Source organism: Marinimicrobium hydrolyticum, assembly GCF_030848505.1.
Classification (GTDB): Bacteria; Pseudomonadota; Gammaproteobacteria; order Pseudomonadales; family Cellvibrionaceae; genus JAVDDU01.
This window is the reverse complement of record NZ_JAVDDU010000001.1, coordinates 79,512-93,149: the sequence shown is the minus strand read 5'-3', so window position 1 is coordinate 93,149 and position 13,638 is coordinate 79,512. Positions and strand designations below refer to the sequence as shown.

Below are 13,638 nucleotides of genomic sequence, written 5' to 3'. Positions count from 1 at the left end.
ATGTTAGCCCACCGGGCTCGGCTCAGGTTCTTGCGCTTGCGTGTCACGCTCGTCAGTGATCACCATGTCATACACCCGAAAGGCAAATATGGTGTAGAAAACGTTACACACACTGGCCAGCATTGAAAGGAAGGCCTCTACGCCCCAGTGGGTTACCTGGTACAAACCCAAGATAAAACTCACTATCGCAAAGGGCACATAAATACAGAGGGTAATAATCACGTAACCACCGAACAAGGTACCCTTGCACGTTTTGGTCAAACGCCAGCTGGCTTTCATCGCCGCTACGGGTTTGGAGCCGTTTAGCAGCATGTCAAACTCAGCAAACACCAGTTTGAGCGCAATAATAATGCCGGGAACAATAAGCGCTAAAAAGCCCGCAGCGGCTGACAGCATGACCAACATCAGCAGTACAAAGAACGGGATCCACCACCTGAGCGCCAGCTGATACAACTCGGCGATGCTGCGTCTTTCGCCGGTCACTACGGAGGCCATATAAAAAATCACTGCCGGCATATAGAGCGAGTAAAATACAAACCCGATCAGAGTCATTAAGAAGGTATTACCGAGGCTGACCCCCTGCTCTACATCGGGCGACACATACAAAGCCAGCACCATTTGCATGGGCACCAGTACGGGCACCATCAGGACGGCCAACATAACAAAGTGGCGTTTGAAGAAAATCCAGCTGTCTGTTATCGCCTTATCGAGCATAACTGTTCCTTATCATTATCGTTAGTATACTTGCGTCCAGGCGCTATGCCGGCGCTGCCAAGGCCTGGGATCTTAGCATCTATCCGCCACCCTCAAAAGCCAGAAAACAGTCTTTAGTTTCTAGCCCTTAAGCGAAAATCAGGGGTAACATAGGCACACTATGACCTACGATGAGTACAACGCGTTTTGTGGCGCCCTACCCGCCACGTCCCATGTCATCCAGTGGGGCGGTGCCCACGTATGGAAAGTGGGCGAAAAGGTGTTCGCCGTTGGTGGCTGGTCCAAGGCCGGCAAACCGGCGTTCACTTTCAAAGTGTCCGAGCTACACTACGAGATCTTGCAGGAAGAACCCGGATACAGACCAGCCCCCTATTTGGCCTCCCGCGGCATGAAGTGGATACAACAATACGACGCGCCACCCAGTCGGGATGACGAGCTCAAATACTATCTTCAGGAGTCGCATCGCCTCGTTTCCCTGGGGCTTACCAAGAAGAAACAAAAGGAACTGGGATTGAATCAAGACTAACCGAGCCCAGCAGCCAGCCCGTTACAATTTATTACGACTTTCCCCTTTTAGGCTGTGTAAACTCAGCCAAACCTCCACGGGGAATAACTCATGCAAACACGTCTTTTTATTTCCGCTGCCAAAAACCTTTCCTGCGTACTTTTTGTCGGTTTGCTGCTTGGGTGCTCGGGCGACAAAATGCCGAAGCTCGAAGGTGATCGAATTGAATACACTTTCAATGGCCTAAGCGGCCATGTGGTCACCCATCTTTATCAACACAACGACCAACTGTTTGCCGCCACAGATCAGGGGCTCTACATAAAAACTCCAACCAGCCATTGGTCGGCGACTGGTCTGATGGACAAGAAGGTGCTCGCTATCGCCATTCTTAGCGTCGACCACCTTATTGCCTCGGTACGCGAGACTGACGACGAGGGAATATTCAGTGATCAACTGATTGAGAGTACCGACGGCGGGGAAACCTGGCACAGTATCGAGCACAACTTTGGCGCCGAAGATCCCGAAACCCTATACGGCCTCTACTACGACGAAACCAACAACGCGCTTTATGCCACAGGCGTGGAAGCACTGGCGGTGTCATTGGATGAAGGCCGTAACTGGGAACTATTGAACGGCTTTTGGGATGGATTTGGGCAACCCAAAAGTGTCGTCAAACACAACCCCGCCACCAATGACATCTGGTACGGCGGACAAAATGGCATGGAACAATTGGTACTGGAGCGCTACTCCCTGGACACCCAGGAAGCGCAAAGCTTCAGAGATCTGATGCCCAGCCCGAGCGTCGTGTACGGAATTGTCTTCGACCCCGAAAACGAGGCGGGCGTTTATGTCAGCGGCGAAGGCGGCATCGTCAAAACCGAGAACAACGGTGAGGACTGGAGCACCTTGATCGGTGATGTGGACTATCGTTTTTACTTTGGCTTGGCCTTAGATCCGCATGATCCTCAAACGATCTATACCGGCGGCTGGACCAAACAAGAGGACGCGCCCCAACCCCTGATCTTTGAGGTATCCACCGATGGCGGTGCGACTTGGACAAAGCACCAACACTCGAGTACCACACTGCGTGGTGGAGTCCGAAGCATTCTCGCCACGACTGAGAACGATGCTACCGTCATCTATCTCGGCCTCTACGGTGGCGGAATTATGAAGCTTACGGTAGTAAAAGAGTAAAACTTCCCATCAAACCAGTGCTGAATTTTATTGAGTGCCGGCAACCGCCGAAGCCGCCATCTCATCGGTATTGGCGACTCTCAAAGCCTCCTGATACCGCTGGTGGAGTATTTCGACACGCTTGATGTACGTGCGGGTTTCTTCAAACGGTGGCACGCCGCGGTGGCGGCGGACGGCGCCGGGGCCGGCATTGTAAGCGGCAGTTGCCAGGCGAACATCGCCATGGTGTTGCGCCAGCAGTCCGGCGAGATAGCGCACGCCACCGTCGATGTTCTGCTCGGGTAGAAAGGCGTCGGTAACACCCAAGTCTTGAGCCGTGGCGGGCATTAGCTGCATTAGGCCCTGCGCGCCCTTGGGCGACAGTGCTTTGGGCCGAAACGCGGATTCCGCGTGAATCACGGCGCGCACCAAGGCGGGGTCGACCCCATGCTGGTACGCGGCCTGGTCAATAATGTCCCGAAACCGACGCACAAACAGCGGGGTTTCGTGCCAATCCACCTGGGATTGCAGGTCGCAGGCAAAGCAGTTGTAACGCAGCACTTCATAGCGGGTGCCCCGCGGGGCTCGGTCGGAAAACGACACCACACCGCGATCATTCCGGTATCTGTAGACCTCTACCGTCGGCTGGCTGGCGCTTTGGGCCTGCGCACTAGCGCCTGACGTTCCCAGAACACTCAGGGGCAGTAGGGTGCACATCAGAATGGGTAGGAGTGACTTCACTCAGAGTATCGCTCTATTGTTATTGGGGCTTTACAAGCCTCTAGCTAGATTCGCCAGCGGTCCCTAGTGGCGACGCGCCGTTTCTACATTGTAGAACATATTTTGGGCGAAAGAGAGGTGCCCAATCGTAAGGCCTAGCCTAAAGAGGCAAGAGCTTGTTCGCCCATCCCCCGCCCTACCCGACCTGCATAACTAGAACAGCCTCTTATGAGGGATCCTTCTTACCAGTCCATGGTTTTGGTGGACTTTGGGTGATAGCATCGGCATTGTCATTTTATATGATAATAGTATTTAAATAACTGAAATGAACGACGAAAGGTGACTTATGCAACCCCTCCTACTGAACCGATCTTGGTTTCTCAAACTGCTGTGTTTCTTTTCTCTTGCGATGTCCGGCCTCACTGCATCGGCCATCGAGTTGACCGGGATCACCAATTCCCACGATCCCTCGACTCTGATACGCGAAGACGATACCTATTTTCATTTCACGACCGGTGAGGGTCTTTGGTATTCCACCTCGACCAACCTGACCCACTGGGAGAACCCCAATACCGTGTTCGGAGACTCATGGCCCAACTGGATTAACGATGCGGTTCCAGGTTTTGAGGGTGAGTTCTGGGCGCCCGATGTGATTCAGATCGGAAACTATTATTACCTGTATTACTCCGTTTCCACCTTTGGAACGTCCGAGTCGGCCATTGGTGTGGTGCGCACACCATCGCTGAAAAACCCCACCTGGGAGGATTTGGGGATGGTGGTTCAGTCCTACGGTGGGGTGAACGAGATCAATGCGATCGATCCGGCGGTGTTCCGCGATCATGATGGGCGTGTGTATATGTCCTACGGGTCCTGGTTTGGCGGCTTGGGTGTCGCAGAGGTGGACCAGGCAACAGGCAAATTGGCCGGCCCTGTGACTCACATTTACGGTGGTGGCCACGATTCCATCGAAGCGCCTTACATTACACGCAACGGCGATTACTACTACCTGTTTTTTACCCGCGGGACCTGCTGCCAAGGGGCAGACAGTACGTACCGGGTGCAGGTGGCGCGCTCACAAAGTGTCTTCGGCCCTTATACCGGCGAGCGTAATTTACTGCCGAACGAGGACGGACACCGCAAAGGACCGGGCCATATTGGTGTACTCAAACAAGATGGCTGCAATTACGTCTCCACTCATTACTACGACTTGAGTGATAACGGCACAGCCAAGCTGGACATTCAGATGATGACCTACCTAAACGGCTGGCCGTCCATGACTCACAATTTCGACACCATTGTGCAGTGTGGCGGCGTGACCGAGGGCATGTATAGCTTTACCTCGCGCCACAGCGGCAAAGCCTTAGAAGTGGCTTACGCGTCTACCGATAATGGGGCCAATATTGTGCAGTACGATTACTTTGGTGGTTTGCACCAAAACTGGTACGTGATCGATCAGGGTACGGGTAACTACAGTTTGATTAATGCCGGAAGTCTAAAAAGCATGGACGTATGGGAGGCCAGCACTTCAGCCGGCGCCAATATTGCTCAGTGGGATTACTGGGGCGGCGCAGGGCAAAGGTGGAGCCTGAATCCGGTGGGCAATTACGTTGAAGTTCAGTCGGATCTAAGTGGCCATGTGTTGGATGTGTCGGGCTGGAGTTCGGAAAACCAAGCGAACATCACTCAGTGGCACCCGACCGGTGGTGAAAACCAACAATGGATGATGATTCGTCAATAAAGGCCCAAATTTCTCTCTTACCTTGGAATGACAGGGAAAAGCTCCCTGTCATTCCTGTCGCGGCACTCCAACAGATACGCAGCACCACGAGTCTGGATGACGAGCACAAGAGCTACTTGCAGTAGTCGTCTTGTTTACCGCTTAACTTGCCCCCCTGCTTTAAATAAGGTAATCATTCGCGAGAAGTCCTCTTCCCTATCGGCGCGAAATCGTATTTTTATCAAAGACGGTGAGCGCTGCCATTTTGCCAACACTACCCAAGGGTCCGACCAGTAAGGGAGTGTTCGCCTCCGGGTGTCCACTTGCAATCTTCCTGATACTAATGCCGGCGACGATAAGCTACTATGAGGGCCATATCCCGAGGAGGCTGTATGCCCGCTACCATCGATGAATCCAGTGTCTACATCAAGCTGCGAGACAAGGCTGAAGCGCTGTTGCTCGCTGGCACAGCGCCGGCAACAGGTTACTGGTCAATAAACGTTGACACCCTGCGCTTACTCCACGGCCTCTCCAGTGATCCCAACAGAGCGGACGATGCCCTCAAGTTGCTCCATGAACTGCAGGTTCACCAAGTAGAACTTGATCTGCAGAACGAAGAGATCGCCGCCAATGAACAGGCGCTTGTGGAGGATCTGGACCTTTACCGGACGCTGTACGATGCAGCACCCTTTGGCTATTGTCTCGTTGACTTAGAGGGCAACGTCATTCAGAGCAATCTGGCCGCTACTGAGCTCTTTGGCGTTGGACCTAAGGATATTGAGGGTCACTCGCTCGGTACATTCCTAGCCACCGAAAGCCGAGCGCGGGTGCTTGCTCTACTTCAGGATGTCGCACAGTCCGGCGCTAAGAAAAGCTGCCTAGCCGAGATAAGTGGGGGCTCGCGACACATACAGTTTATGGCGTCACTTCCTGCAGGGCACGAGCATATTCTGTTGGCTTGCTGCGAGTACGCCAATGCCGAGAACCCCTGTTAGCCGTCCCCTGCTATGGCTGCTTTGACCCCTGCCAATGCGCCAAGAAAAACTGTGGCGACCTTACGCATCTTGGGCATTGGTGCATCCGCCGGTGGCCTAGCACCGCTGGAGCAATTCCTCGCCCAGATACCGCCGAACAGCCACATGGCCTATGTGGTTGTGCAGCATCTCGATCCCACCCACAAGACGTTACTCACGGAATTGCTTCAACGCATAACCCCAATGCGGGTGCGGGAAGCGACCCAAGGCATGCCCATCGAGCCTGATGCCGTGTATGTAATACCGCCGAATACGGAACTCAGCGTAGTCGACGGCTTGCTGAAGCTCGCAAAGCCCATGGAGCCCAGGGGCATGCGACTACCAATCAATGTGCTGTTTTCTTCCTTGGCCACCGCCCTAGGAGAGCGAGCAATCGGGGTTGTACTGTCCGGCATGGGCGCTGACGGTACTCTGGGCTTACAGGCGATCAAGGCGGTAGGCGGCCTCACGGCGGTGCAACAGCCAGACACGGCGCAGTTCGATGCCATGCCCCAAAGCGCCATCTCCGCAGACTGTGCCGACATCATCGCTCCGGTCGAAGATTTGCCCGCCCGCATTCTGGCCAGCCTCAAGCAGGCACCGGAGCGGGAGGCCCCTAGCGGGAAATCGGCGGAACCACCTCATGTGGAGCCCGGGCAGGAGTCAGAGCCCTTACAGCGCATTCTCCGCCTATTGCAACAGCGAACCCGCCAAGACTTTTCCCACTACAAGCCCAGCACCCTGCACCGGCGCATGGAGCGGCGCATGGCGATCCACGAAATCGCCACCTTGGACCTGTACGCGGATTATTTGGAGCACAACCCCCAGGAGATTGACCTGCTGTTCAAGGAAGTGCTTATCGGGGTGACCAGCTTTTTCCGTGACGCTCCGGTGTGGCAGCACCTAGCGGAAAAGACCCTGCCGGACCTGCTGGCGAGACGACGTGAGGAACCCCACCTACGCGCCTGGGTGGTCGGTTGCTCTACTGGCGAAGAAGCCTACTCCCTGGCCATGATCTTTAAAGAGGCGCTGGACAACCTGCCCCACAAACATGAGGTTAGCCTGCAGATCTTCGCGTCCGATCTGAGCCCGGACGCGATTGCCACCGCGCGTCGCGGCTATTACCCCGCCGACATCAGCGCCGCTGTGTCGGCTGAACGTCTGGAGCGCTTTTTTAGCGCTCACAATGACGGATACCAGATCAATACTGAAATCCGTGATTTGGTGTTGTTCGCCCAGCACAATGTGGTGCTTGATCCGCCCTTTACCCGCCTTGACCTGATATCCTGCCGCAACCTACTGATCTATTTCGATCAAAGTCTGCAACGCAAACTGATTCCCCTGTTTCACTACAGCCTGCGCGACAAAGGTGTGCTGTTACTGGGGAGTTCTGAAACGGTCGGGCGGCACACGCCGCTGTTTACAACCCTGCAATCCAAACTGCGACTGTACGCGCGCCAGGATAATGCCAAGAGCGGCGAAACCCGGCTGCCGGTTAAATCGATTCCACCTCTTTCCAGGATAGCCAAGGAGCATCCCGTGTCCCCCAGCAACTCAAGTTCCCAATCAAATGATAATCTACAATCGGCAGCCAACCAGGTGCTATTGCAGGTCTACGCCCCCGCGGCGGTGGTAGTCAATGATGAGGGGGATGTGGTTTATATCAGCGGCCGCACGGGTAAGTATCTGGAACCCGCCGCCGGCAAAGCCAACTGGAATTTTCATGCCATGGTGCGGGAGGGGCTGCGTACCCCCATTGCCAGCGCCCTGCGCCAAGCTGGGAATCAGGGAGAACCTCTGCACTTACAAGGTCTCCAAGTGCAACTGCCTGGCGGGGGGATTCAGAACGTCGATATCACCGTACAGGCGCTGCGCGAACCCACCACCCTACGCGGCATGAAAATGATCGTGTTCCGCGACATCGCCCCGGCTCACGCCAGGGAGCACAACGACGAACCGAAGACACTCACACAACAAGCCCATGCCGCCGAGCTCCAACAATGCCAGGATGAAATCCAGACGCTGCGAGAAGAAAACCGCGCGTCCCGGGAGGAGTTGCAGTCCGCCAACGAAGAACTGCAATCGACCAATGAGGAACTGCAGTCAACCAACGAAGAGCTGACCACCTCAAAGGAAGAGATGCAGTCCATGAACGAGGAGCTGCAAACCATCAACTCGGAGATGCAGACGAAACTGGATGATCTTGCTCTGGCTCAGAGCGATATGAAGAATTTACTCAACAGCATCGATATCGCCATTTTGTTTCTCGATCAGGATTTGAACCTGCGTCGCTTTACCGATCGTGCGTCAAAGATCATCAGCATCCGTGAAAGCGATGTTGGCCGCCCTCTGTCCGACCTCACCACCAGCTTGCAATATCCGGAACTGAATGACGACGCCCTCAACACCCTAAGCACACTGGCGTTTTCCGAGAAGCAAATCACCACCACCGACAACCGGTGGTTTACAGTACGGATCATGCCCTATCGCCGATTGGACGATGTTATCGACGGAGTGGTAATCACTCTTTTGGATATCACCGCGACCAAAGAGCTGGAACAAGCCCTGCGTAAAGATGCGAAACCCTAACGAGAACGTATCGATTCCAGTTCCACTAGCGCTTTAAGGCTGACATAAACGACGGCGCCCTATTGCGCTCTGGAAAACAGTTTTTTCAGTGATGAGTAATGTAATTCGTATGTAGTAATGGGCAGGCTGACTAAACAGTAGCGCTCCATCTTCCCGGCGCATTTCGCCGCTAAACGCACACTCTGATCATTTATTTTTCTTCAATGTTCGATAACGTACAGAACATAGCGAACTGAAACGATAGGATTAAAAACGTTAGGGCCTGAAAGCGATGGGCTATCAGTTTCCCGGGCCGTTTTCTCAAGGATGACCGAGAACGAGTCTACAAGGATGGCTGGGACGCATTAACAGAGTATACGGATGTATTTGTGACGCGCCCGGGAAACTGATAGCCCATTGCCCCCTACGTGACTAATAAAACGTTGGCTAAAACACGCATTGTATGACATCGTACGTGCCCACGCGGATGATTTACTCAGATTCGCACAAAGCCAATATGGAGACGCAAGGGAGCCCCTGTCGTTACAACGATGAATCAAAATCAAATCCTCTCCGCCTTGTCGCCTGAAGTGAAGCAACGCATTTTTCCCTATCTTGAAGAAATTCATTTGCCCCTTGGCAAGGTGCTCTACGAGCCCGGCGACAAAATGCGCCATGTGTATTTCCCCACTGATTCCATCGTATCGTTGCTCTACGTGATGGAGAGCGGCGCCTCGGCAGAAATTTCTGTGGTGGGTCACGAGGGGTTGGTGGGTATTTCGTTGTTTATGGGCGGTGAAAGCACGTCTAGCCGAGCCGTGGTGCAAAGTGCTGGCAGTGGTTACCGACTGGCCGGACAACGGCTCGTCGATGAATTCGACCGCCACGGCGATCTGATGTCGTTAGTGCTGCGTTACACTCAGGCACTGATTACCCAAATGGCACAAACCGCCGTGTGTAATCGCCACCACTCCATTGACCAACAGTTGTGCCGCTGGCTTTTGCTTTCCCTGGATCGCCTGCCTACGAATCATCTGATTATGACCCAAGAGTTAATCGCCAATATGCTTGGCGTGCGTCGCGAAGGCGTGACCGAGGCAGCGGGACGCTTACAGAAGCTCGGCGTAATCGAGTACCGGCGTGGCCATATCGAAGTGACCAATCGTCCTAAGCTGGAACAACTGAGTTGTGAATGCTATTCCGTGGTAAAAAGAGAAACCGATCGTCTGCTTAAGCCAAAGTGTCAGGTTCACCCTGAACGAACGCCTACGCCAACGGATTCCCACTAGACCAGAGCGTGACGTTTTGAACGACTAGTGTTTCGCCTACTAAGGCCTAAGTTCGTTCGCGTACAGACCCCAAAATAATTTCCGATTACTCTGGCCGATATGCCTACGTTGCGGAACACACCCCAAAAAAACCTACCCTTTCTGGGTTCGCCCGCCACGCGCGCGGTCAGGAAGGTGCGGCCAAGCAAACAGTCCGGCGGTACGCCCTGCGCACATAAGGGCGCGCGCCACCTTTCCAGCAATTGTACCTTTGAAGACATGGCGCAAATCACCTTGGATGCCATTGGCGACGCGGTATTGGTCGTCAATCCAAAAGGCGATGTCATCTATCTGAACAAGGTGGCTCAACAAATGACAGGCTGGCACAAGGATGAAGCGCTCGGGCGTGCGATTGAGGACATTTTTTTGATTGTCGATGGCGCGACTCGCCAGCGAGCAATTAACCCTGCACAAGAGGCCATCCGGGAAGGACGAACGGTGGAGCTAGCCCTGGGCAGCGTACTAATTCGCCGCGACGGAACTGACCTGGCGATTGAAGATTCAGCCGCGCCCATCCTCAACCGCCTCGGGCAAATAGAGGGGGCGGTCATTGTGTTTCACGATGCCCATCAGTCAGGTTCTGAAGTTAAGAAAATGCGTCATCTTGCACAGCATGATGCGCTCACGGGTTTACCCAACCGACAGCTATTGATGGAGCGGCTAACCCACGCTATTGGCATGGCCAAACGACACCGCAAACAAGTCGCATTGCTGTTCGTCGACCTCGATTACTTTAAAGGAATTAATGACGCCTTCGGTCATACCGTCGGCGACCATCTACTGCAGGATGTGGCGGAAAAGATTGTCTCCTGCGTTCGACTCACAGACACCGTATGCCGACATGGTGGTGACGAGTTTGTGATTCTATTGACCGAAATCGAAGAACGGGAGGATACCGCTCAAATTGCTGAAAAGCTGCTAGCCAAGTTCGCTGGACCGCACATAATTGACGGACACGAATTTCACCTGACCTTGAGCGTCGGCATCAGTATTTATCCGGAGAACGGCATGGACGCCGACACCTTACTGCGAAATTCCGATATGGCCATGTACTCTATTAAGGAGAACGGCCGGAATAGCTTCCAGTTTTTCGGCGCGTGTTAGCCTCACAAATTGCCTTAGTAATTGGGTAGGGTCTGACGAGATTGAAATCGCTCGCCAAGAAAGAGGCGCATCGCACCCGTCATAGGGTAGTGACTCCGCTGCGGGTCAGTGCCTCCCCCTCCATCGCCTCAGCGCCCCCACTCCCCCCGTTTTCCACTGAATACACGGTGATACACCCGAGCTTCTAGGGCCATCCTCCCCAAAGTAACACAGCGTTTACGGGCCAAAGGCGTTCCACCGGAGCGCAAAAGGAGAATTTTGGCCCATTTCCCACCAACTATTTTCACCGCTTGGCATAAAAATACCCCATTTGGGTGATTTATCCGCAAGGATTGTGAGCTAAAGTCCGAATGGTTCCCTGTACCCGCCCTTCTGCAAGGCTCCCCCCCTGCATGAGGGCAAGTCCGGCTTCCCACCTAGTTCCGACCATCTGAGAGCACTAGTGGAGCCCCTTTTCATATAACAGCGACGGGTTTGTCTAGATTGAAGGAGCCTTGTGCCATGCCCAATAATAAACGTACTTTGTCTGATCCAAGGCTGTGGCTTGTCTACATTGCCATCGCCCTTGCCGCGTTGCTTTCCAACATGGCCAATGCTTCTTGTACTAGCGGGAGCTACTGCTCGAGCTGTCCGTCTTCCACACCCTATCAATCAATGAACAACAGTGGATTATGTTGCCAGTCAGCGAACTCCTATGCCTGTCAGGACAGTAGCGGCAATCGATTCTGCTCAAGCAGCAGTACCTGCAGTACTGGCGGGGGCGGTGGTGGCGGCAGTTGCTCGGCTGGAAGCTACTGCTCGAGCTGCCCCTCGTCGACACCCTATCAGTCCATGAACAATAGCAGCTTGTGCTGCGAGTCATCGAACTCCTATGCGTGTCAGGACAGCAGTGGCAACAGATTCTGCTCATCCAGCAGCACTTGCAGCACTGGCGGCGGCGGCGGTGGTGGCGGCGGCGGGAGCTGCTCGGCTGGAAGCTACTGCTCGAGCTGCCCCTCGTCCACACCCTATCAGTCCGTGAACAACAGCAGCTTGTGCTGCGAGTCATCGAACTCCTATGCGTGTCAGGACAGTAGTGGCAACAGATTCTGCTCATCCAGCAGCACTTGCAGCACTGGCGGCGGCGGTGGTGGTGGCGGCAGCTGCTCGGCTGGAAGCTACTGCTCGAGCTGCCCCTCGTCGACACCCTATCAGTCCGTGAACAACAGCAGCTTGTGCTGCGAGTCATCGAACTCCTATGCCTGCCAAGACAGCAGTGGCAACAGATTCTGCTCATCCAGCAGTACTTGCAGCACTGGCGGTGGCGGCGGTGGCGGCGGCAGCTGCTCGGCTGGAAGCTACTGCTCGAGCTGCCCCTCATCCACGCCCTATCAGTCCGTGAACAACAGCAGCTTGTGCTGCGAGTCATCGAACTCCTATGCCTGCCAAGACAGCAATGGCAACAGATTCTGCTCATCCAGCAGCACCTGCAGCACTGGCGGTGGCGGAGGCGGTGCCAGTGATGGCTGTTCCGCTGGTAGCTTTTGCTCAAGTTGCCCGTCGTCTACCCCCTATCAATCTATGAACAACAGCACCCTTTGTTGCGAGTCTTCAAATTCGTACGCCTGTGAAGACAGCTCGGGCAATAGATTCTGCTCTTCCAGCAGCAGCTGTAACACTGGTGGTGGCGGTGGCAGTACTGGTGGTGGCAGTACTGGCGGCGGCAGTGGTAGTGGCGATGGTTGTACCGCCGGTAAGTTCTGCTCGAGTTGTCCGTCAGCAGCACCTTATGAGTCCATGAACAACAGCAACCTTTGTTGCGAAAGCTCGAACTCGTATGCCTGCGATGGCTATTGTTCGTCGAGCTCGGCCTGCACAGGAGGCAGCGGCGGCTCGTCTAGTGGTGGAAGCAGCGGCGGCTCATCTAGTGGTGGAGGTAGCGAAAGCAGTTCATCCGGTGGCGGCATTGCAGGGGGAAGTGTCTATTTGTTTATGCTACTTATCGCGCTAATGCGGAATTTTCGAAAAGTGAAATCCTTTACCCTGTAGCAATACAATTTACTAACAATTATCGGAGATTATATGGAAAGTTGGCGCTTTTTTTGGGGAGCGATAATCCATGCCGTGATTATTGGGCTCGCGATAGTGTATACGGGTGAGCGACTAAACACCTCTAGTGGCGCTAACGGGAGCGCAGAGCCGGTTAGTGTAAAAACGGCGGCTGCGCCCATTAATCAGCCGCCGACCTTTCTTGAAGGGGCAGAGCTGATTGAAAAGGTGAGAGAACCCGATCAAACAGATCGCGTTTATGGAAATAGCGAATCCCCCATAAAGCTAATTTCGTATTTCGATGTACAGTGCTCATTTTGCAGACAGTTCTACAGTGTTGCAAAGAGAGCTATTGATGAAAGCGAAGGCTCTGTGAGCTGGAGTTTACGTCACTTTCCGCTGAATGATCAGTCCCCTTCTGCACAATGGGCCAAAGTACCTGAGTGCATTGCAGAACAGAAAGACAGTAAGGGCTTTTTCGCCTTTTTCGACAAGATCTACTTGGATGAAGCACCACTAAACGAGTCCGTTGTTTCTGATCTTCTTTCGTCCCTGAACGTAGACAAGCCGACATACGACTCATGCCTATATTCACAGAAGATATCGTCGAGAATCGAGAGAGATATACGAGAGGGCCGTTCACTGGGGATTCAAGGAACTCCAACAACCGTTATATACAATGCATCAAACGGAAAGGCCATTTTTAGGATGGGCGCCATGAGTATTAATGACCTGCGCTCCTTGATTGGACAGGTCGAATAAACGTTT

General features: G+C 53.9%; 10 protein-coding genes. 8 read left to right on the top strand and 2 right to left on the bottom strand.

The features are described 5' to 3' along the window. Positions 1-3: 3 nt before the first annotated feature. Positions 4-714 carry a YciC family protein gene (locus RBH33_RS00400; protein ID WP_306730137.1) on the bottom strand — a complete coding sequence of 237 codons (711 nt, stop codon included), beginning with the start codon at positions 712-714 and terminating at the stop codon, positions 4-6. Positions 715-874: 160 nt separating this feature from the next. Between RBH33_RS00400 and RBH33_RS00395 the strand changes: the two genes are divergently transcribed. Beyond that, the gene (locus tag RBH33_RS00395; protein ID WP_306730136.1) at positions 875-1,240 is read left to right on the top strand and encodes an MmcQ/YjbR family DNA-binding protein; all 366 of its coding nucleotides are present in this window, start codon (positions 875-877) and stop codon (positions 1,238-1,240) included. Positions 1,241-1,330: 90 nt separating this feature from the next. Continuing rightward, positions 1,331-2,413 carry a sialidase family protein gene (locus RBH33_RS00390; protein WP_306730135.1) on the top strand — a complete coding sequence of 361 codons (1,083 nt, stop codon included), beginning with the start codon at positions 1,331-1,333 and terminating at the stop codon, positions 2,411-2,413. A gap of 27 nt (positions 2,414-2,440) precedes the next feature. Here RBH33_RS00390 and RBH33_RS00385 read toward each other — a convergent pair whose 3' ends face one another. Further along, positions 2,441-3,133 carry a lytic transglycosylase domain-containing protein gene (locus RBH33_RS00385; RefSeq protein ID WP_306730134.1) on the bottom strand — a complete coding sequence of 231 codons (693 nt, stop codon included), beginning with the start codon at positions 3,131-3,133 and terminating at the stop codon, positions 2,441-2,443. Positions 3,134-3,458: 325 nt separating this feature from the next. Between RBH33_RS00385 and RBH33_RS00380 the strand changes: the two genes are divergently transcribed. The 6 genes from RBH33_RS00380 (at position 3,459) to RBH33_RS00355 (ending at position 13,632) form a co-directional block, all read left to right on the top strand. Next, positions 3,459-4,850: a family 43 glycosylhydrolase gene (locus RBH33_RS00380; RefSeq protein ID WP_306730133.1), complete on the top strand. Its 1,392-nt coding sequence runs from the start codon at positions 3,459-3,461 to the stop codon at positions 4,848-4,850. Between the two features lie 371 nt (positions 4,851-5,221). Next, positions 5,222-5,824, top strand: coding sequence for a PAS domain-containing protein (locus RBH33_RS00375; RefSeq protein ID WP_306730132.1), 603 nt, complete (start codon positions 5,222-5,224; stop codon positions 5,822-5,824). A gap of 51 nt (positions 5,825-5,875) precedes the next feature. After that, entirely contained in the window at positions 5,876-8,431 is a 2,556-nt protein-coding gene (locus tag RBH33_RS00370; protein ID WP_306730131.1) for a chemotaxis protein CheB, read from the top strand. A gap of 530 nt (positions 8,432-8,961) precedes the next feature. Further along, a complete protein-coding gene (locus RBH33_RS00365) occupies positions 8,962-9,699 on the top strand; it encodes a Crp/Fnr family transcriptional regulator (protein WP_306730130.1) in 738 nt (245 codons plus the stop codon). Positions 9,700-9,873: 174 nt separating this feature from the next. Next, a complete protein-coding gene (locus tag RBH33_RS00360) occupies positions 9,874-10,842 on the top strand; it encodes a diguanylate cyclase domain-containing protein (protein ID WP_306730129.1) in 969 nt (322 codons plus the stop codon). Positions 10,843-12,903: 2,061 nt separating this feature from the next. Next, positions 12,904-13,632 carry a DsbA family protein gene (locus RBH33_RS00355; protein ID WP_306730128.1) on the top strand — a complete coding sequence of 243 codons (729 nt, stop codon included), beginning with the start codon at positions 12,904-12,906 and terminating at the stop codon, positions 13,630-13,632. The last annotated feature ends 6 nt before the right edge of the window (positions 13,633-13,638 follow it).

Bases quoted from the DNA above. Each gene is read 5' to 3' on its own strand.
- RBH33_RS00380 (WP_306730133.1), top strand. From the start codon at position 3,459: ATGCAACCCCTCCTACTGAACCGATCTTGGTTTCTCAAACTGCTGTGT.
- RBH33_RS00365 (WP_306730130.1), top strand. From the start codon at position 8,962: ATGAATCAAAATCAAATCCTCTCCGCCTTGTCGCCTGAAGTGAAGCAA.
- RBH33_RS00390 (WP_306730135.1), top strand. From the start codon at position 1,331: ATGCAAACACGTCTTTTTATTTCCGCTGCCAAAAACCTTTCCTGCGTA.
- RBH33_RS00400 (WP_306730137.1), bottom strand. From the start codon at position 714: ATGCTCGATAAGGCGATAACAGACAGCTGGATTTTCTTCAAACGCCAC.
- RBH33_RS00395 (WP_306730136.1), top strand. From the start codon at position 875: ATGACCTACGATGAGTACAACGCGTTTTGTGGCGCCCTACCCGCCACG.
- RBH33_RS00355 (WP_306730128.1), top strand. From the start codon at position 12,904: ATGGAAAGTTGGCGCTTTTTTTGGGGAGCGATAATCCATGCCGTGATT.
- RBH33_RS00375 (WP_306730132.1), top strand. From the start codon at position 5,222: ATGCCCGCTACCATCGATGAATCCAGTGTCTACATCAAGCTGCGAGAC.